Origin of the sequence: Neorhizobium sp. IRS_2294 (assembly GCF_050500145.1) — a bacterium.
Taxonomy (GTDB): domain Bacteria; phylum Pseudomonadota; class Alphaproteobacteria; order Rhizobiales; family Rhizobiaceae; genus Neorhizobium; species Neorhizobium soli.
This window is the reverse complement of sequence record NZ_CP191439.1, coordinates 1,406,585-1,425,449: the sequence shown is the minus strand read 5'-3', so window position 1 is coordinate 1,425,449 and position 18,865 is coordinate 1,406,585. Positions and strand designations below refer to the sequence as shown.

The following is an 18,865-nucleotide window of genomic DNA, read 5'->3' as shown; positions in this document are numbered from 1 at the left end:
CTGGTGACGGATTTCCATGGCCGCTCGATGGTCTGCTGAAACGGTGCTGGCGCTGGCGGAAAGAAACTGTTAATACTATATTTAGTGTTTGCAGCCACCATCTATCACAAGATACAGACATGCCATCCATGATGTTTCACTGGATGATAAAATTTTGACTGGCTGCCCATGATGGCGAGCAGCCGGCATGAACACGTGCGCCCCATCGAGTGGCGCCTCACTGACGAGGATTAGGCAATGCGCATCGAACGTCATTTCACCAAGCCGGAAACGGGCGCCTACGGAGAGATTGAATTCCGCAAGGCAACCAGCGAGATCCGTAATCCGGATGGCTCGATCGTCTTCCGGCTTGCGGATATCGACGTGCCCACGCAGTTCTCGCAGGTTGCGACGGACGTTCTGGCGCAGAAGTATTTCCGCAAGGCCGGCGTGCCTGCGCGCCTGAAGAAAGTTGAAGAAAACGACGTTCCGTCGTTCCTCTGGCGTTCGGTTGCCGATGAAAAGGCGCTGCGCGATCTTCCCGAAGGCGAGCGCTACGGTTCGGAAATCGATGCGCGCCAGGTATTTTCGCGTCTTGCCGGTACCTGGACCTACTGGGGCTGGAAGGGCGGCTATTTCACGTCGGAAGACGACGCGTCCGCGTTCATGGACGAGCTTGCCTATATGCTTGCCACCCAGCGCGTTGCGCCGAACAGCCCGCAGTGGTTCAACACCGGCCTGCATTGGGCCTATGGCATCGACGGTCCCGGCCAGGGCCATTTCTATATCGACCCGTTCACCGGCAAGCTGACCAAGTCGAAGTCGTCCTACGAGCATCCGCAGCCGCATGCCTGCTTCATCCAGTCGGTCGGCGATGACCTCGTCAACGAAGGCGGCATCATGGACCTGTGGGTTCGCGAAGCCCGCCTGTTCAAGTACGGCTCCGGCACCGGCTCCAACTTCAGCCATCTGCGCGGCGAAGGCGAAAAGCTTTCGGGCGGCGGTCGCTCCAGCGGCCTGATGAGCTTCCTCAAGATCGGTGACCGTGCAGCCGGCGCCATCAAGTCGGGCGGCACGACGCGCCGCGCGGCGAAGATGGTCGTGGTCGATATCGACCATCCGGATATCGAGGAATACATCAACTGGAAGGTCAAGGAAGAGCAGAAGGTTGCCGCCCTCGTCACCGGTTCCAAGATCGTCAGCCGTCATCTGAAGGCGATCATGAAGGCTTGCGTCAACTGCGAGGCCGATGGCGACGAGTGCTACGACCCGCTGAAGAACCCTGCCCTGAAGCGCGAGATCAAGGCTGCCAAGAAGGACCAGGTTCCGGAAAACTACGTCAAGCGCGTCATCCAGTTCGCCCGCCAGGGCTACAAGGATCTCGAGTTCAAGACCTACGACACCGACTGGGATTCGGAAGCATACCTCACTGTCTCCGGCCAGAACTCCAACAATTCCGTTTCGCTGAAGGACGACTTCCTCAAGGCGGTCGAGAATGATGGCGACTGGAACCTGACCGCCCGCAAGGACGGCAAGGTCATGAAGACGCTGAAGGCCAAGGATCTGTGGGAACAGATTTCCTATGCCGCATGGGCGTCTGCCGATCCGGGCATCCACTTCAACACGACGATGAACGACTGGCACACGTCGCCGGCCGGTGGACCGATCCGCGGCTCGAACCCGTGCTCGGAATACATGTTCCTCGACGACACGGCCTGCAACCTTGCCTCGCTGAACCTTCTTCAGTTCAAGAACCCGGCGACGAAGAACATCAACATTGCCGATTACGAGCATTCGGTCCGCCTGTGGACCGTCGTTCTCGAAGTCTCGGTCATGATGGCGCAGTTCCCATCGAAGGAAATTGCCGAACTCTCCTACCAGTACCGCACGCTCGGCCTCGGCTATGCCAACATTGGTGGCTTCCTGATGTCGTCGGGCATTCCGTATGACTCGAAGGAAGGCCGCGCCATTGCCGGCTCGCTGACCGCGATCATGACCGGCGTTGCCTATGCGACGTCTGCCGAAATGGCCGGCGAACTCGGACCGTTCGCGAATTTCGCGCCGAACCGCGAAAGCATGCTGCGGGTCATCCGCAACCACCGCCGCGCAGCTTACGGCGAAACCTCCGGCTACGAGCAGCTGTCGGTCGATCCGGTTGCGCTGATCCACTCGGAAAACCCGGACCAGGATCTCGTCGTCCATGCAAAGGCTGCCTGGGACAAGGCGCTGCAGCTGGGTGAAAAGCACGGCTATCGCAACGCGCAGACAACAGTGATTGCGCCGACAGGCACGATCGGTCTCGTGATGGACTGCGACACGACTGGCATCGAGCCCGACTTTGCGCTGGTCAAGTTCAAGAAGCTCGCCGGCGGCGGCTACTTCAAGATCATCAACGGTGCGGTTCCGGAAGCCCTGCGCAGCCTCGGCTATACCGAAAGCCAGCTTGCCGAGATCGAGGCCTATGCGGTCGGTCACGGCAACATCAACCAGGCTCCCGGCGTCAACCCCGGTTCGCTGAAGGCAAAGGGCTTCTCCGACGAGAAGATCGCTGCCATCAACGGCGCAACCAAGGCTGCCTTCGACATCAAGTTCGTGTTCAACCAGTGGACGCTCGGCACCGACTTCCTCAAGGAGACCCTCAAGGTTTCCGACGAGCAGCTCGCCGACATGAGCTTCAACCTGCTTGAGCATATCGGTTTCTCGAAGAAGGACATCGAAGCTGCCAACATCCACGTCTGCGGTGCGATGACGCTGGAAGGCGCACCGTTCCTCAAGGACGAGCATCTGCCGGTGTTCGATTGCGCCAACCCGTGCGGCAAGATCGGCAAGCGCTACCTGTCGGTTGAAAGCCACATCCGCATGATGGCGGCCGCCCAGCCGTTCATCTCCGGCGCAATCTCCAAGACGATCAACATGCCGAACGAGGCAACCGTCGAAGATTGCGGCGCGGCCTACATGCTGTCCTGGAAGCTGGCTCTGAAGGCCAACGCCCTCTACCGCGATGGTTCGAAGCTGTCGCAGCCGCTCAACGCCTCGCTGATCGACGAAGACGATGCAGAGGACGCGATCGAGGACCTGATTGCAGCACCAACTGCCGCACAGGCCGTGACGATCACCGAAAAGATAGTCGAGCGGATTGTCGAACGCGTCACCCGCGAACGGGAAAAGCTGCCGAACCGCCGCCAGGGTTACACCCAGAAGGCCAATGTCGGCGGACACAAGGTGTATCTGCGCACAGGTGAATTCGGTGACGGCCGCATCGGCGAAATCTTCATCGACATGCACAAGGAAGGCGCCGCCTTCCGCGCGATGATGAACAACTTCGCTATCGCCATCTCGCTCGGTCTCCAGTACGGCGTGCCGCTCGAGGAATATGTGGAGGCCTTCACCTTCACCAAGTTCGAGCCGGCCGGCATCGTGACAGGCAATGACGCGATCAAGAACGCCACGTCGATCCTCGACTACGTGTTCCGCGAACTGGCCGTGTCCTATCTCGGCCGTCACGATCTGGCGCATGTGGATACGTCGGACTTCTCGCAGACGGCACTTGGCAAGGGTATCGAGGAAGGCAAGACCAACCTTCTCTCCACCGGCTGGACGCGCGGCTACAAGCCGACCCTCGTCTCGGGTGGTTCCGACCGGTTGGCTGGCAACGAGCCGAAGGGTTCGGCAGGGGGCTCCGCGGCAAAGGCCTCGGTCGGCAGCGGCGGCGGCAACGTCACATCGTTTGCCGGCTCGGCTGCCCGCAAGCTCGAGACCACGCTTGCGATCTCCACATCGGAAGTCGTGTCCTTCAAACGCGACTACGAAGAGCGGCCTCGCGAAGTGGCAGATGACATCGCCGACGAGCAGCTTGCCGACGAAGGCCAGCAGGTCGCAACCGCCCTCTTCTCGGACAAGGCTGAGGCAGACGCTGCCGCTGCCAAGGCGGAAGCCAAGAAGAAGGAAGCCGATCGCCGCATGAAGTCGATCATGCAGGGCTACACCGGCAACATGTGCACCGAGTGCCAGAACTTCACCATGGTCCGCAACGGAACATGCGAAAAGTGCGACACCTGCGGCGCAACGAGCGGCTGCAGCTGATTTGAGACGGGATTGGTGAGCGGCTAGCCCTCACCTGAGCCAAATTAGTCTAACCTGATCCCCGCACTGATGATGTTCAGTGCGGGGATTTTTCTTGCGGCCTTTTCCTCAAACACTGAATAAACGCTGTTCGTAGCTGTTCCCTCGAAACAGTCTTTCCCGTGGAAGCAAAAAGCGAGGAACCGAGCTTAGAGCGCTGGCGACCCACGGCCAGCAACGGCATGACCTGCAACCCGGTTTGACGCTAGCGCGGCCCACCCCACTTCACAAAGCCGTGTCGCCGCACTTCGCCTTGCGGGCATCAACCTCCCGTTAGCTTTTCGTTGACCATAATGGTCCCGTATTCGCCGGGCTGCGGTTTTCGCATCCCGCTGTCACAGTTTGCGTAAAGCGGGTTTGTCGTGTCCCAGTCTCTGTCGATTAAGTCTGTACCCGGTGCTGCACGCGCACTTGTGAACCTCGCCTCGCAAGCGGCCGGCAAGGCTGCACGGTCTGCGGGCGCAGCCGGGCTTGCGGTGGCGGCTTTGTTGGGATCGGCGTCGTTTGCCTTTGCCGAGGATCGGTCTCTCAAGCTCTATTTTACCCATACGGGCGAAAAGGCGACGATTACCTACAAGCGGGACGGCAGGCTGGATCAGAAGGGTCTTGCCCAGATGAACCGGTTCCTGCGCGACTGGCGCCGCAACGAGACGGCGCGAATGGATCCGAACCTGCTCGATCTCGTCTGGGAGATCTACGAGCGTTCCGGCACCAACAATTACATCCACGTCGTATCGGCCTATCGTTCGCCTGCCACCAACAACATGCTGCGCGGTCGCTCACGCTCCACCGGGGTTGCGCGCAAGAGCCAGCATATGCTTGGCAAGGCGATCGATCTCTACATTCCCGGCGTCAAGCTTTCGACGCTGCGGGCCATCGCAGTTCAGATCCAGGGCGGCGGCGTCGGTTATTACCCGACATCCGGCTCGCCCTTCCTGCATGTGGATGTCGGCAATGTCCGGGCCTGGCCACGACTGTCGCGGCAGGAGCTGGCGCGTATCTTCCCGAACGGCAGAACCATTCATGTTCCCGCCGACGGAAGACCGCTCCAGGGCTATAGCGTCGCGATGGCCGATCTCAAACGCCGTGGCAGCGGCAAGTCGATCGCTATTGCGCGTGCGACCATAGATATCGAGGCCGACGATTATGCAGGTGCCGGAAAACGGGTCGGCAGCGGCCTGATCACCGCGATGCTGCCAACACCACGCAGCCGCGCGCTTGCAGCACTCGACGAGCAGACGACGCCACGGCCATCGGCGCGTGCGACGGTTGCCGTGGCGCCGGTACCCGCCTTTGCCGATCTGGCATCTCTCGCAATCCCGGCCCCGGGCCTGCGTCCGGCGGCTGAAACCGCGTCATCGGCTCCTGCCGCCGTCATCGAAACCGCCTCGCTTGGTCCGGCACCGACGGCCGCATCGGCGTCCGCGCTCGGAAACAGCATGCCGATGCTGCCTCGCCCTGCACCGGGCTTCGTACCCGCCCTCGCCCTTGCTGCGCCGGCGAAAGGACTTCCAGAACCAAGACACTCGCTGGCATCGCTGCCGATCACCGGGCCGCGAATCGATCCGGAAGACGAGTTCGATGGCGAAGACGTTTTGATCTCCTGGGCGATCTCGCCCCCCGGCGCATCGACCGGAATGACCGCGCCGCTCGTCGTCGGCCGCACGCTGACGGATCTGACTGCAAAACCCAGCAACGCAGAGCCTCTGCCGCTCGGTATTGCCGAAGAGTTCGATCACAGCCGGTTCTGGTCGGACGGCTGATCGGCCACCGGTTCAGACCCATCGTTTTCATAGCGATCATGAAAAAGGCCCGCGATTGTGGGCCTTTTGAGTTTATGGGATGAGCGATGGGGCAGAAGTTGTGGCTCGCAGCGTTTCCCGACAGACATCGATAGGCAAACCGTTGAGGCGGCTCAGCCCAAGTCCCCAACGAAAAAAGGCCCGCGTGAGCGAGCCTTTTCCGTTCCGGGTGTGACCGGATTAATCAGAACCTGTAGTTCACGCCAGCGGTAACCGAGTGGTCATGAACGTCCTTACGGGTTTCGACGCCCTGGTAGGAGCTCTTGACGTTGTCGGTCATGACATAGTTGTACTCGACGCGGGCCGAGATGTTGCCGGTCAGCTTCTGCTCGATGCCGGCACCCAGCAGGAGGCCAGGCTTCCAGCCGTCCGGGCCGGTAACATTGTCGCCATCGCGATACTTCGTCATGGCAAGACCGGTCGTGCCGTAAAGCAGCGTCTGGTCGAGCGGAACACCAGCCTTGACCTTTGCGGCCATGCGATGACGCTCGGACAGCTTGCCGCCGCGGGCCTTCACGTCGGCATCGCCGAGATAGGAGTAATCGAGTTCGCCACCAACGATAGCGCCGCCCAGGTCGTGGTTGTAGCCGCCGTGAACGCCGAGGTTGAGGCCCTTGCCGCTGGCAAACGGGTTGATCCTCGGCGACGTTACACCGCCGTGTCCACCGACATAAGCACCTGACCAACCGGCCGGTTCGCTCGCAGGTTCGCTGTAGGCGGGCGCCTCATAGGCGCTGGTGAGATCCGCAGCCATAACGGGGCTGGCGGCAAAGGCGGCGACGAGCGCCAGGGCAAGTGTCTTCTGGGTCATTGCGTTTACTCCATACAAAGCCTGCAAGTGGCGGATGCGCAGGCGATACAACCGGCTGAAAGCCGCGGGACGATCCAGGCAACCCAGCCCAGATAGCGAGGACAATCCCGCACCGTATTGCGATTTATTTTCACGAATTCATAAACGCATCGTTAACTGCGACCGTCCGGAACGACCTTTGTGCGATATCTTCAGATCACGATATCGGGATGCCAGAAAGCCCGCAAAATCGACGTTTTTTGGGAACCTTTTCGGGGGTCGTTAAATTGGATAAATTCGACCATCACAGAGGAGAACCGCACATGCTGACGAATACCGCACGGCAGTCCGTCCCGTCGCCGGAGGAGAATGTCCTGACCGTCCAGGAAGCGCTCGAGCCGCTGTTTCTTGCGCTCGAGGAAGAGGCGGAAGTAAGGATGATTGCAGCGGCCCTGAAGGCCGGCTGGACCGCGGAAGAGGCTGTCACAGCAATCGACGAACTGCGAATGAACGAACTGCTGCCGAACAACCCCTCGCACTAGGACCGGCCGAAATTATCGGTCGCCTCGCTTCTACCGCTCCCCTACACTGCTTCCGACTTACGTCGGAATGCAGCGAGGACAGATGTCGTTCAGAAGAATTTGCGTATATGGCGCGGGCGCGCTCGGAAGTGCATTTGCCGCAAAGATTGCGGCTGGATCAGGAGCCGACACGGAGCTGTCGGTTGTGGCGCGAGGCGCACAGCTTAAGGCAATCCGAGAGAACGGGTTAAACGTCGTTTATGAAGACATAGGCATCGATCCGGTCCGCGTACGGGTTGCCGCGACGGATGATCCGTTCAGTCTGCCTCCACAGGATATTATCATTACCGGTTTGAAGGGCCATCAGCTCGCAGCCGCAACAGATGGTCTGGCGGCACTGATTGGCGAAAGCACGCGCGTCGTGATGATCCTGAACGGAATTCCCTGGTGGTATTTCCATGGGGACATGGAAAGCGGGTTTGGAGGCCGGCATATCCCCGAGCTCGACGCAGACAGCTGCATCTGGAACGCCATCGGTCCGGAACGCGTGATCGGTTGCGTCGCGTATCAAGGTGCGGAAATCATCGAGCCCGGCAAGACACGCCTGAACGGCAAAGGCCATTTCTTTCTCGGCGAACCAAGCGGCGAGATGTCCGACGACCTGTCGGCGATCGTCGAGCTTTTCCAGCGCTGCGATCTCGATGCCAAGGCAACGCCGCGGATCAGAGACGAGATCTGGGCGAAGCTTCGTGGCAACGCCGCCTTCAATCCCATCAGCGCCCTCACCCGCGCCTTGATGATCGACATGATGTCAAACCCGGATATCGCCGAAATCGTTCGGAAAATCATCAACGAGGTTCAGGCCGTCGGCACCGCCTTTGGTGCGAGGTTCACCCAGACGGCCGATGAAATGTTTGCGAGAGCGCAAGGTTTCGGGCCAGTAAAAACCTCGATGCTTCAGGATCTACTTGCGGGCAAGGCGCTGGAGATCGTGCCGTTGACGGGCATGGTCGTGTCGCTCGGAAAACTGGCCGGCGTGCCGACGCCCGTGTGCGAAACCATCTTTGCGCTGACCGCTCAACTGGACCGCCAGCACCTCACAAACTGAATCAAATCGCTCTCGACCTGAGTCCGGAAATCGCTTCAAGTCTTTGTAGAGAAAGCTTTTTACGAAACCAGAAAAAGAAAAGTCCCGCTGCGGGGAGCAGCGGGACCAGGTAGATTGGAGGTCAAATATTTTGTCGTTTTTGGGCGACGCGGGGGGAAACATCGCCTTGCTTTATCTGTCTTGCCAGCGGGCTGGTGGCTCAGCGCGTCGGCATCATGCCTAAATAACACCCAGGAACGCAGTAGGTTCCATAGATCTTTAACCGGGTGTCTGTAGGATTGTTGTACCCATATACTGGCATGAATGAGGCAAGCATGGCAGGTCCGAATTTTCGCTACACGCATTATGATCTCAAACCGCAGCGCGCCGGCACGATCATCGAAGTCACGCTCAATGGCGTGAACAACGTCCGCCTGATGACTGCTGCGAACTACCAGCGGTTTACGGAACAACTCGATTTCAAGTTCGTCGGCGGCGTTGCGAAGAAATCGCCGCTGCGGATCGCCGTTCCGGACAACGGCCACTGGCATCTGGTGGTGGATATGGAAGGGCATCACGCTCTGGCCGAGTCCTCGGTGAGGCTCGTCGCGGCACCGGGTCAGGCGCAGAAACCAGGCATCGCCAGGGCTTCCTGAGGCTTAGCTGCCGCCGCGCTCCTTGCGCAGCTTCGACCACCAGTCGAGACGCTTTCTGATGTCACGCTCGAAGCCGCGCTCCGGCGGATCGTAATAGGTCTGGCGGCCCATTTTTTCGGGGAAGTAATTCTGGCCTGAAAACGCGTCGGGCTCGTCGTGATCGTAGCGATACCCGTCATTATAGCCCTCGGCTTTCATCAGCTTGGTCGGGGCATTGAGGATATGCTTGGGTGGCAGAAGCGAGCCGTTTTCCTTGGCAGCGCGGGTGGCCGCCTTGAAGGCCATATAGACCGCATTCGATTTCGGAGCCGTCGCCAGGTAGACGCAGGCCTGGGCAAGCGCCAGCTCCCCTTCCGGCGATCCTAGATAGTCATAGGCATCCTTGGCGGCATTGCACACGACAAGCGCCTGCGGGTCGGCAAGGCCTATGTCCTCCACCGCCATCCGGACCAGACGTCGGCCGAGATAGAGCGGGTCCTCGCCGGCATCGAACATCCGCGCGAGGTAATACAGTGCTGCATCGGGATCCGAGCCACGCACCGACTTGTGGAGGGCGGAGATGAGATTGTAGTGGCCGTCCTGTGCCTTGTCGTAGACGGGAGCACGGCGCTGGACGATCTCGGTGAGACCAACCGTGTCGAAGACCTCGCCCGCGCGCGCTGCACGCCAGATTTCCTCGGCCAGCGTCAGAACCGCACGGCCGTCTCCGTCCGCCATCCGGATCAGGCTTGCACGCGCGCCGTCATCGAGCGGCAGCGGCTTTGCCTCCACTTGCTCAGCGCGTTCCAAGAGTTCGCTGAGGCTGTCTTCGTCATGACTGCGGAAGGTCAGAACCCGAGCACGCGACAAAAGAGCGGCGTTGAGTTCGAAACTCGGGTTCTCAGTGGTAGCGCCCACGAGGATCACAGTGCCGTCTTCCATGACGGGCAGGAAACTGTCCTGCTGGGCACGGTTGAAGCGATGGATCTCGTCGACGAAGAGAAGCGTCTGGCGGCCCTGCATGCGTCTCAGGCGTGCCGATTCGAACACCTTCTTCAGATCCGCGACGCCGGAAAAGATCGCCGAAATCTGCTCAAAAGCGAGCCCCGCCTCGCCTGACAGCAACCGGGCGACGGTCGTCTTGCCGGTACCGGGCGGACCCCAGAAGATCATCGATCCAAGTGAGCCAGAATCGATCATGCGACGAAGCACACCATCGTCACCCGTCAGATGAGCCTGACCCGTCACCTCCGAAAGCGTCTTCGGCCGCAACCGGTCGGCAAGCGGCCGCCGGCTGGCGACCTCTTCTGGGACTTTCGGTGCAAACAGGTCGTCGCTCATCAGCCCTTACCGTTCATCGGAAGAACTGCCGGATACGCTGGCCCTTGCGTTCGATCTCGACCCGCCAGAACCCCGGATCGGTGCGGAGCATCTTTTCCATGACAGTCGTCGAAGCGACCGCCTCGCCGTTCAGCGAGACGACGATGTCCTGTGGCTGGAAGCCGAGACGACCGGCAGGCGAGCCGCGCGAAACGTCGGTGACGACGACCCCGCTCTTGTCCGTGGGCATGCGCAGTTCCGTGGCGAGTTTCGGCGACAGGTTGGCAATCTTCAGACCGGCGAAGGGATTGCGGCCTTCCAGCACCCGCTCGTCGCGCGGCGTGCTTTCCGGCGCGGAATTGAGCGCGAGCTGCAAGTCGCGCTCGCCGTCGGGGGTCTGGACGGTCAGCTTGGCTCCCTTGCCGAGGCCGGCCGTCGTCAGACGGTAGCCGAGCGCATCGGGATGCTCGACGGTAATGCCGTTCACCGCAGTCACGACTTCGCCGGGCCTCAAGCCTGCCTTGTCGGCCGGACCGCCTTCGACGACACGCGAGACCAGAGCACCGCGGGCGGCCTTCAAGCCGAGCGCTTCGGCGACGTCAGAGGTAACGGCATCGAATGTGGCGCCGACATAGGGGCGGTCGAAGACCGATTTGCCTTCGGATGCAGCGGAGAGAAAAACTTTCACGAGATTTGCCGGAATGGCAAAGCCGATACCGTTCGATCCGCCGCCGCGCGAAAAGATCGCGGTGTTGATGCCGATCAGTTCGCCGTTCATGTTCATCAGCGCGCCGCCGGAATTGCCGGGATTGATCGACGCGTCGGTCTGGATGAAGAAGCCGAAATCTCCCGACGACACCTGGTTTCGGGCAAGCGCCGACACGATGCCGCTCGTGACCGTCTGGCCGACACCGAACGGGTTGCCGATCGCGAGCACCAGATCACCCACTTCCGTACGGTCGGAATCGGCAAGCGGCAGGACCGGGAAATTTTCCTTCGCCTTGATACGCAACACGGCCAGATCGACGCTCTCGTCTTTCAGGACGAGTTCACAGGGAAACTCCCGTCCGTCTGCCAGTGCGATCTTGATATCGTCAGCGCCTTCGATGACGTGATTGTTGGTCACCACAAGACCCTCGTGCGAGAGGATGACGCCGGAACCGAGCGAAGACTGCTTTTCCGAACGGTTCGGCATGCGCTGGCCGAAGAACTGCTCGAAGAAGGGGTCGCCGGAAAACAGGTTCGGGCGCTGCACGACGCGCTCGGCATAGACGTTGACGACGGCACCGGAGGTTTGCTTGACCAGCGGCGAGAACGAAAGCTGCATTTCCTGCCGGCTTTGCGGCACCGTCTTCTGGTCCTGCGCATAGGCGCCGGCGGGCGCCAATACCGCGAGCAGGACGACGCTGAGCGAGAGCTGCCTGAGATGCCGTTCGAACGGTCGCTTGAGCGTACTGGACATGTGATTCCTCTTACAAATTGCTGGATGACGTTGTAGCGCCGCAAGCGGCAAAAGAAAGGTGCCCGGAACCCGATGCAGCGTCCTTGCGACCGCCTATATGGGTATCTGGCACAGGCAGGGAAAGACGGTACCCGACAAAGCCCGCGGGCGGGTGTTGCTGCTTCCAGCTGATCCGCAAAAAGCATCGGCTTTTCAGCACGATCCTATCCTCCATCATCCTTGCTATCTCGCGCATGTGCATCATGTTTGTCCTTGGGAGTTTACGATGCCGTTTGGGATCGGCTCCAGAGACTGCACAGAGGAGCGTTCCAGCATGAAAACCATATTCGCGGCCACCGGCGTGGCTGCACTTGTCCTGAGCGCCGGCCTTTCCCTTGCACCTCGCCCGGCAGCGGCGGCGAGCTTCGATTGCGAGAAGACCGATCTGGTCGCCGACGAGAAGGTGATCTGCGACACACGCACGCTGAACGATGCCGACGTGAAGATGGTCACCACATTCGATATCCTGACCAGCCTGCTCGCCATGGGCAATCGCGACCAGCTGCGCCAGGAACAAAGCGACTGGTTGAAGAAGCGTCGGGCTTGCGAGGCAGACGTCCAATGCCTGACGACGGCCTATGCGGAGCGGATGAAGCAGTTGCAGGAAGCGTTTAGCGGACTGAGCAAAGAGCCGCTTTAGTCCTTAATCGACGTTCACTGGAAACGATCAAAGACAAAGGCCTCGGTGTTGTGCACCGAGGCCTTCGAAGCTTTGAGATCTCTGTCTGCGGAGTTGGTTCGACCCGAGACTTACTCAGGCAGGATCCGGACCGCGCCCTTGTCCGCACTCGACGCAAATGCCGCATAAGCTTTGAGGGCCGTCGTGACGTTGCGCTTGCGGGGCGCTGACGGCTTCCAGCCGAGTGCATCCTGCTCGTGGCGACGCGCCGAGAGTTCAGCATCCGACACCGCCAGATGGATTGTCCGGTTCGGAATATCGATCTCGATCATGTCACCCTGGCGGACAAGTCCGATCGCGCCACCCTGGGCTGCTTCCGGGGAAGCGTGACCGATCGACAGGCCGGATGTGCCGCCGGAGAAGCGACCGTCGGTGATCAGCGCGCAGGCCTTGCCGAGGCCCTTCGACTTCAGATAGCTGGTCGGGTAGAGCATTTCCTGCATACCCGGGCCGCCCTTTGGACCTTCGTAGCGGATAACGACGACATCGCCGGCCTTGACCTCGTTGCTGAGGATCGCCTTGACGGACGCATCCTGGCTTTCGAAGACGACAGCGGGACCGCTGAACTTCAGGATCGACTCATCGACGCCTGCGGTCTTCACGATGCAGCCGTCGGCCGCGATGTTGCCGTAGAGAACCGCCAGGCCACCGTCCTTGGAGAAGGGATTTTCAACCGAGCGGATGATGCCCGTGTCGCTATCCGTATCGAGCTCGTCCCAACGCGAAGACTGGCTGAACGCGACCTGAGTGGGAACGCCTCCGGGTGCTGCCTTGAAGAAATCGCGGACGCTCTCGGAATTGGTGCGAGTGATGTCCCAGCGGTCGATCGCATCGCCGAGCGTTGCTTCGTGAACCGTGTAGCAGTCTCGGTTGATCAGGCCGCCGCGCTCCAACTCGCCCAGGATACGCATGATGCCGCCGGCGCGGTGAACGTCTTCCATGTGGACATCGCTCTTGGCAGGCGCGACCTTGGACAGGCACGGCACCTTGCGCGACAGCTTATCGATATCCTCCATGCCGAAATCGACGCCGCCCTCATAGGCAGCCGCCAGGATGTGGAGAACCGTATTGGTCGAGCCGCCCATCGCGATATCGAGCGACATGGCGTTTTCGAACGCCTCCTTGGTGGCGATATTGCGCGGCAGGACCCGTTCGTCATCCTGCTCGTAGTAACGGCGCGCGATATCGACGATCAGGTGACCGGCTTCGACGAACAGGCGACGGCGATCCGAATGGGTGGCGAGCGTCGAGCCATTGCCGGGCAGCGACAGGCCGAGCGCCTCGGTCAGGCAGTTCATCGAGTTGGCGGTGAACATGCCGGAGCACGAGCCGCAGGTTGGACAGGCGGCCTTTTCGATGGCGGTGACGTCTTCGTCCGACATCTTGTCGTCGGCGGCGGCAACCATGGCATCGACGAGGTCGAGCGCAACGGTCTTGCCGTGCAGGACGACCTTGCCGGCCTCCATCGGGCCACCGGAGACGAAGACGGCCGGGATGTTCAGGCGCATGGCAGCATTCAGCATGCCGGGCGTGATCTTGTCGCAGTTGGAGATGCAGACCATGGCGTCGGCACAGTGGGCGTTGACCATGTACTCGACCGAGTCGGCGATGATCTCGCGCGATGGCAGCGAGTACAGCATGCCGTCGTGGCCCATGGCGATGCCGTCATCGACCGCGATCGTGTTGAACTCTTTGGCGACGCCGCCGGCTGCCTCGATTTCGCGGGCGACCAGCTGGCCGAGATCCTTGAGGTGGACGTGGCCCGGCACGAACTGCGTGAAGGAATTGACCACCGCGATGATCGGCTTGCCGAAATCGCCGTCCTTCATGCCGGTGGCGCGCCAGAGGCCGCGCGCGCCAGCCATGTTGCGGCCGTGGGTCGTGGTTCTTGAACGATAGACAGGCATGGTGTTTCCTCGATCGCGTTCAGCCATTGCTATTTACCGCGTTGGATGACGCGGCGCAAAGGACCTTGTTTTCTCCGTCCTACTGCAGGCTAAAGCCAGTGTCACTACCAATGGGGCGAAAAACAGTACGGTACGGTACGGTTCTCACCAGCGCACTAGAAATCGGCCAGGCGATGTAGGCGCGGTCGGAGTTTCATAGCGGTTCTGCTCCGGCGTGGCGCTTGGGGAGCGAGGCAACGTCACCGTCCCTCACCCTCTCCTCGTGTCCGCTATCGCTTCGCGCGGAGCTCGTCCGCCGTCACACCGAAATGGTCGAGAACGATGTTGAGGTTGCGGCGGTGCGACTTGAAGAAGACGTCGAACAGATCACCGGCCAGCGGCACGCTGCCGACGACAGAATCGACCGCAAGGTTGCCGATCATCTTTGCAAGCTTGTCGTTCGGCACACCCATGCGGCGGGCCTCGTTGACGATATATAGGCCAATCAATGCGCCCCCGGCATCGCCCACGAGCGGAACAAGGCCCATGATGGAATCGGCACCAAACCGAAACCGGGTGCCGGGAATACCGATCGCCGTATCCATCATACGGGCGACGCCGTGGATACGCCGCAAACGCCGCAGTCGATCGATCCGGCCCGCATCGGTTTCCGTGAAGCGTTCGCTGGCAGCATCCCAGGTTTTCGTCGCCATACTCACTATCCTTGATTAATGTCAAAGCTGAAATGAGCATGCGATTTCCCGGTTCAAGGCTTAGCGTATGTTTCAACGCTAATTCTTTCACGCAAACGTGGTTTAATGCCTTTCCTCCGCCTCTGTGAAACCAAACCTGTCGGCGGTACGTATAAGCACAGGATAGGCTTTTGCCTGAAGGAGATCCGCCATGCCCGCATTTCGCCCACCCCACATTTCGCCGACTGAGATCACGCCGCGCGACATCTATCTGTCGCGCCGGAATTTCGTGGGCACCGTCGCCGCGGGCGCCAGCCTTTCAGTCCTTGGAGGCTCAAGCGCATTCGCTGCGGCTCTCAGCGCATCGCCCGGCCCCTACAAGCTTGACGAAAAGCTGACGCCTAAAGAAGCCGTCACCACCTACAACAATTTCTACGAGTTCGGCGTCGGCAAGGAAGATCCCTCGCAGAATTCCAGCGCGTTCAAACCGACACCCTGGACCGTCAAGGTCGAGGGCATGGTGGGCAAGCCGAAGGAATTCGGTCTCGACGAGATCCTCAAGATGAAGCTCGAGGAGCGGACATACCGCATGCGCTGCGTCGAGGGCTGGTCGATGGTGATCCCGTGGATCGGTTTCCCCCTGGCGGCGATCCTCGACCAGGTCGAGCCGCTTGGCAGCGCGAAATACGTGGCGTTCGAGACGGTCGTGCGTCCCGAGGAAATGCCCGGCCAAGGCGGTCTCTTCCAGGCTCTACCCTGGCCTTATGTCGAGGGCCTGCGCCTCGATGAAGCGCGCCATCCGCTGACCATTCTTGCCGTCGGTCTCTACGGCGAAACGCTGCCCAACCAGAACGGCGCGCCGATCCGGCTCGTGGTGCCGTGGAAATACGGTTTCAAAGGCATCAAGTCGATCGTCAAGATCAAGCTGGTCGAAGAGCAGCCACAGACCACTTGGAAGAATTCAAACGCCCGGGAATACGGTTTCTATTCCAACGTCAATCCGGCCGTCGACCATCCGCGCTGGAGTCAGGCGACCGAACAGCGGATCGGCGAAGGCGGCTTCTTCGGAACCAAGCGCGTCGATACCCTGCCCTTCAACGGCTATGCGAACGAAGTGGCGAGCCTCTATACCGGCATGGACCTGAAAGCGAACTACTGACCATGCTCTCGATCCCAGCCCTGCCCCGCCGATACCATGCCGCCAGCATCTGGGCACTTTACGTCGTGGGGCTTTGTCCCGCGGCGTGGTACTTCTATCAGGCCGCGACGGGCGGGCTGGGTTTCAATCCGGTCAAGACGTTCGAGCACCTGATCGGCATCTGGGCGTTGCGTTTCATCATCCTGACGCTCGCCGTCACGCCCCTTCGCGATATTCTCGGGATCAACTGGATCCGCTATCGCCGTGCGCTAGGGCTGCTCGCCTTCTATTACGTCGTGTTCCATTTCAGCGTCTATCTTCTGCTCGATCTGCAGCTGAACTTCGGCGCTGTTGGCAGCGATATCGTGCGGCGCCCCTATATCACAATCGGCTTTGCCTGCCTGCTGCTGCTGATCCCGCTTGCGGTGACATCCAACAACTGGTCGATCCGCAAGCTCGGACAGACCTGGGTGAAAATGCACAAGCTGATCTATCTCGTGGCACTGGGCGGCGCGCTCCACTATGTGCTCGCGGTGAAGTCGGTGACGCTCGTTCCGTTTATCCATATCGCAGCGATCGGGCTGCTGCTCGCCTACCGGCCGCTGAGGAAGCCGTTCCTCAACTGGAAGCGCGGCAAGACCCGTCCGGCACGTCCCGCCACCACGACATAGTGGGCGGCGTCAACGTATGGCAGGTATCGCGCAGGCCTCACCGCCGCCGAATAGTCGTGACCGGGTGAGGAAGCGCTTTTCACGCCCATTGTCGAGCGAGAACATGCCGCCCCTACCGGGCACGACATCGATAATCAGCTGTGTGTGCTTCCAGGCCTCGAACTGGCTCCCGCTGATATAGACCGGCACGCCGCCGATTTCGCCCAGCTTCACGTCGTGGTCGGCAAGCATGAAATCGCCCTTCGGATAGCACATGGGTGACGACCCGTCGCAGCAGCCGCCTGATTGGTGGAACAGGATGTCCGGGTGGTCCGCCTGGATCTCGGCAATGAAGTTCAGCGCGGAATCCGTGGCCGTGACGCGCGGTTCGCCGTTGATTGTCGCATCCATCATGTCATTCCTGTTCGCATCGAGACATTGAAAAGGCTCCCGACCCTGCAGCCGGGAGCCCATGCTTGGGTTGAGATCGATCAGAAGAACCCGAGCTTCTTCGGGCTGTAGCTCACCAGCATGTTCTTGGTCTGCTGGTAGTGGTCGAGCATCATCTTGTGGTTTTCGCGACCAATCCCGGACTGTTTGTACCCGCCGAATGCCGCATGCGCGGGATAGGCGTGATAGCAATTTGTCCAGACGCGGCCGGCCTGGATCTCCCGGCCGAAGCGGTAGGCGCGGTTGCCGTCGCGCGTCCACACGCCGGCGCCGAGCCCGTACAGCGTATCGTTGGCGATCTCGAGCGCCTCTTTTTCATCCTTGAAGGTCGTCACCGACACTACCGGTCCGAAGATCTCCTCCTGGAAGATCCGCATCTTGTTGTGGCCCTTGAAGATCGTCGGCTTGATGTAGTAGCCGTTCGCCAACTCGCCGCCGAGATCGTTCTTGACGCCGCCGGTCAGGACTTCCGCGCCCTCCTGCTTGCCTATGTCGAGATAGGACAGAATCTTTTCCATCTGCTCCGAGGATGCCTGCGCGCCAATCATGGTCGAGCTATCGAGCGGGTTGCCCTGCGTGATGGCTTCGACGCGTTTGACCGCCCGCTCCATGAAACGATCGTAAACCGATTCCTGGATCAGTGCGCGGCTGGGGCAGGTGCAGACTTCGCCCTGGTTCAGCGCGAACATCGCAAAGCCTTCCAGCGCCTTGTCGAGGAAATCGTCGTCTTCATTCATCACATCGGCGAAGAAGATGTTCGGCGACTTGCCGCCAAGTTCGAGCGTGACAGGGATAAGGTTTTGGCTGGCATATTGCATGATCAGCCGCCCCGTCGTGGTCTCTCCGGTAAAGGCGATCTTGGCGATCCGGTTGCTGGTCGCAAGCGGTTTCCCGGCTTCGAGACCGAAACCATTGACGATATTCAGCACGCCGGGTGGCAGGAGGTCACCGACGAGTTCCGCCCAGACCAGAAGCGAGGCCGGTGTCTGCTCAGCCGGTTTGATGACGACGCAGTTGCCGGCGGCAAGCGCCGGTGCAAGCTTCCACGCGGCCATCAGAATCGGGAAATTCCACGGAATGATCTGGCCGACAACGCCAAGCGGTTCGTGGAAGTGATAGGCGACCGTATCGTGGTCGATTTCACTGATCGAACCTTCCTGGGCACGGATGCAGGATGCGAAATAGCGGAAGTGATCGATGGCGAGCGGGATGTCGGCGGCCATTGTCTCGCGGATCGGCTTGCCGTTGTCCCAGGTTTCGGCCTGCGCCAGAACTTCCAGCTTGTCTTCCATCCGCTGGGCGATCTTCATCAGGATGTTCGAGCGGTCAGCCGGCGCCATGCGGCCCCATTTTTCCTTGGCGGCGTGGGCAGCGTCGAGCGCCGCATTGACATCCTTTTCGTCAGACCGCGGGATCTCGCAGATCTTGCCGCCGGTGATCGGCGTGACGTTGTCGAAATACTTGCCGCTGATCGGTTCTTTCCACTCACCGCCGATATAGTTGCCGTATTTGAGCTTGAACGGTGACTCAACGATTTTCTGGTGCAGCATGTCATCCTCCCATGATGAACAGGTTCAAAGTGAACCCGATGGAACAGAATCTGCGCTTCTGGC

At 60.5% G+C, this 18,865-nt stretch carries 15 protein-coding genes; 8 read left to right on the top strand and 7 right to left on the bottom strand.

All coding sequences use genetic code 11. The annotated features are described in order from the left end of the window. Positions 1 to 237 precede the first annotated feature (237 nt). Together ACQY1K_RS06840 and ACQY1K_RS06835 are read left to right on the top strand one after the other, a co-directional pair. Positions 238 to 4,062 (top strand): vitamin B12-dependent ribonucleotide reductase, encoded by a 3,825-nt coding sequence (locus ACQY1K_RS06840; protein ID WP_430258569.1) that lies wholly within the window; start codon positions 238 to 240, stop codon positions 4,060 to 4,062. Positions 4,063 to 4,463: 401 nt separating this feature from the next. Next, positions 4,464 to 5,864: a DUF882 domain-containing protein gene (locus ACQY1K_RS06835; RefSeq protein WP_430258568.1), complete on the top strand. Its 1,401-nt coding sequence runs from the start codon at positions 4,464 to 4,466 to the stop codon at positions 5,862 to 5,864. Between the two features lie 223 nt (positions 5,865 to 6,087). On the opposite strand, the gene ACQY1K_RS06830 is transcribed toward ACQY1K_RS06835, so the two are convergent. After that, positions 6,088 to 6,714 carry an outer membrane protein gene (locus tag ACQY1K_RS06830; protein ID WP_062457663.1) on the bottom strand — a complete coding sequence of 209 codons (627 nt, stop codon included), beginning with the start codon at positions 6,712 to 6,714 and terminating at the stop codon, positions 6,088 to 6,090. A 302-nt stretch (positions 6,715 to 7,016) separates the two neighbouring features. Here ACQY1K_RS06830 and ACQY1K_RS06825 point away from each other — a divergent pair, with 302 nt between their 5' ends. From ACQY1K_RS06825 to ACQY1K_RS06815, 3 genes are all read left to right on the top strand, one after another. Further along, positions 7,017 to 7,235: a hypothetical protein gene (locus tag ACQY1K_RS06825; RefSeq protein ID WP_062457666.1), complete on the top strand. Its 219-nt coding sequence runs from the start codon at positions 7,017 to 7,019 to the stop codon at positions 7,233 to 7,235. An 82-nt stretch (positions 7,236 to 7,317) separates the two neighbouring features. After that, positions 7,318 to 8,322, top strand: a complete 1,005-nt coding sequence (locus ACQY1K_RS06820) for a ketopantoate reductase family protein (protein ID WP_430258567.1) — start codon at positions 7,318 to 7,320, stop codon at positions 8,320 to 8,322. A gap of 314 nt (positions 8,323 to 8,636) precedes the next feature. Then, a complete protein-coding gene (locus tag ACQY1K_RS06815; RefSeq protein ID WP_184655179.1) occupies positions 8,637 to 8,957 on the top strand; it encodes a DUF1883 domain-containing protein in 321 nt (106 codons plus the stop codon). A 3-nt stretch (positions 8,958 to 8,960) separates the two neighbouring features. Here ACQY1K_RS06815 and ACQY1K_RS06810 read toward each other — a convergent pair whose 3' ends face one another. Both ACQY1K_RS06810 and ACQY1K_RS06805 read right to left on the bottom strand, forming a co-directional pair. Beyond that, positions 8,961 to 10,277, bottom strand: a complete 1,317-nt coding sequence (locus ACQY1K_RS06810) for a replication-associated recombination protein A (RefSeq protein ID WP_113110993.1) — start codon at positions 10,275 to 10,277, stop codon at positions 8,961 to 8,963. Positions 10,278 to 10,290: 13 nt separating this feature from the next. Next, complete coding sequence (locus ACQY1K_RS06805) at positions 10,291 to 11,718, bottom strand: DegQ family serine endoprotease (RefSeq protein ID WP_430258566.1); 1,428 nt, start codon at positions 11,716 to 11,718, stop codon at positions 10,291 to 10,293. 313 nt (positions 11,719 to 12,031) lie between these two features. Here ACQY1K_RS06805 and ACQY1K_RS06800 point away from each other — a divergent pair, with 313 nt between their 5' ends. After that, positions 12,032 to 12,397, top strand: coding sequence for a lysozyme inhibitor LprI family protein (locus tag ACQY1K_RS06800; RefSeq protein WP_062457681.1), 366 nt, complete (start codon positions 12,032 to 12,034; stop codon positions 12,395 to 12,397). Between the two features lie 110 nt (positions 12,398 to 12,507). Here the strand turns inward: ACQY1K_RS06800 and ilvD are convergent, their stop codons facing one another. Together ilvD and ACQY1K_RS06790 are read right to left on the bottom strand one after the other, a co-directional pair. Further along, complete coding sequence (gene ilvD / locus ACQY1K_RS06795; RefSeq protein WP_062457685.1) at positions 12,508 to 14,343, bottom strand: dihydroxy-acid dehydratase; 1,836 nt, start codon at positions 14,341 to 14,343, stop codon at positions 12,508 to 12,510. Positions 14,344 to 14,612: 269 nt separating this feature from the next. Continuing rightward, positions 14,613 to 15,035, bottom strand: a complete 423-nt coding sequence (locus ACQY1K_RS06790; RefSeq protein ID WP_092662047.1) for a DUF4112 domain-containing protein — start codon at positions 15,033 to 15,035, stop codon at positions 14,613 to 14,615. 190 nt (positions 15,036 to 15,225) lie between these two features. On the opposite strand from ACQY1K_RS06790, the gene msrP reads away from it, so the two are divergent. Continuing rightward, positions 15,226 to 16,173 carry a protein-methionine-sulfoxide reductase catalytic subunit MsrP gene (gene msrP / locus ACQY1K_RS06785; RefSeq protein ID WP_430258565.1) on the top strand — a complete coding sequence of 316 codons (948 nt, stop codon included), beginning with the start codon at positions 15,226 to 15,228 and terminating at the stop codon, positions 16,171 to 16,173. 2 nt (positions 16,174 to 16,175) lie between these two features. Then, positions 16,176 to 16,823 (top strand): protein-methionine-sulfoxide reductase heme-binding subunit MsrQ, encoded by a 648-nt coding sequence (gene msrQ / locus ACQY1K_RS06780; RefSeq protein WP_062457694.1) that lies wholly within the window; start codon positions 16,176 to 16,178, stop codon positions 16,821 to 16,823. A 9-nt stretch (positions 16,824 to 16,832) separates the two neighbouring features. Here msrQ and ACQY1K_RS06775 read toward each other — a convergent pair whose 3' ends face one another. Next, a complete protein-coding gene (locus tag ACQY1K_RS06775; RefSeq protein ID WP_062457697.1) occupies positions 16,833 to 17,213 on the bottom strand; it encodes a DUF779 domain-containing protein in 381 nt (126 codons plus the stop codon). A gap of 80 nt (positions 17,214 to 17,293) precedes the next feature. Continuing rightward, complete coding sequence (gene adh / locus ACQY1K_RS06770) at positions 17,294 to 18,802, bottom strand: aldehyde dehydrogenase (RefSeq protein ID WP_113165260.1); 1,509 nt, start codon at positions 18,800 to 18,802, stop codon at positions 17,294 to 17,296. Positions 18,803 to 18,865: the final 63 nt, after the last annotated feature.

What these genes read in the sequence shown, in the direction of transcription:
- ACQY1K_RS06840 (WP_430258569.1), top strand. Translation starts at nt 238, where the DNA reads ATGCGCATCGAACGTCATTTCACCAAGCCGGAAACGGGCGCCTACGGA.
- ACQY1K_RS06830 (WP_062457663.1), bottom strand. Translation starts at nt 6,714, where the DNA reads ATGACCCAGAAGACACTTGCCCTGGCGCTCGTCGCCGCCTTTGCCGCC.
- ACQY1K_RS06825 (WP_062457666.1), top strand. Translation starts at nt 7,017, where the DNA reads ATGCTGACGAATACCGCACGGCAGTCCGTCCCGTCGCCGGAGGAGAAT.
- ACQY1K_RS06820 (WP_430258567.1), top strand. Translation starts at nt 7,318, where the DNA reads ATGTCGTTCAGAAGAATTTGCGTATATGGCGCGGGCGCGCTCGGAAGT.
- ACQY1K_RS06815 (WP_184655179.1), top strand. Translation starts at nt 8,637, where the DNA reads ATGGCAGGTCCGAATTTTCGCTACACGCATTATGATCTCAAACCGCAG.
- ACQY1K_RS06810 (WP_113110993.1), bottom strand. Translation starts at nt 10,277, where the DNA reads ATGAGCGACGACCTGTTTGCACCGAAAGTCCCAGAAGAGGTCGCCAGC.
- ACQY1K_RS06805 (WP_430258566.1), bottom strand. Translation starts at nt 11,718, where the DNA reads ATGTCCAGTACGCTCAAGCGACCGTTCGAACGGCATCTCAGGCAGCTC.
- ACQY1K_RS06800 (WP_062457681.1), top strand. Translation starts at nt 12,032, where the DNA reads ATGAAAACCATATTCGCGGCCACCGGCGTGGCTGCACTTGTCCTGAGC.
- ilvD (WP_062457685.1), bottom strand. Translation starts at nt 14,343, where the DNA reads ATGCCTGTCTATCGTTCAAGAACCACGACCCACGGCCGCAACATGGCT.
- ACQY1K_RS06790 (WP_092662047.1), bottom strand. Translation starts at nt 15,035, where the DNA reads ATGGCGACGAAAACCTGGGATGCTGCCAGCGAACGCTTCACGGAAACC.
- msrP (WP_430258565.1), top strand. Translation starts at nt 15,226, where the DNA reads ATGCCCGCATTTCGCCCACCCCACATTTCGCCGACTGAGATCACGCCG.
- msrQ (WP_062457694.1), top strand. Translation starts at nt 16,176, where the DNA reads ATGCTCTCGATCCCAGCCCTGCCCCGCCGATACCATGCCGCCAGCATC.
- ACQY1K_RS06775 (WP_062457697.1), bottom strand. Translation starts at nt 17,213, where the DNA reads ATGGATGCGACAATCAACGGCGAACCGCGCGTCACGGCCACGGATTCC.
- adh (WP_113165260.1), bottom strand. Translation starts at nt 18,802, where the DNA reads ATGCTGCACCAGAAAATCGTTGAGTCACCGTTCAAGCTCAAATACGGC.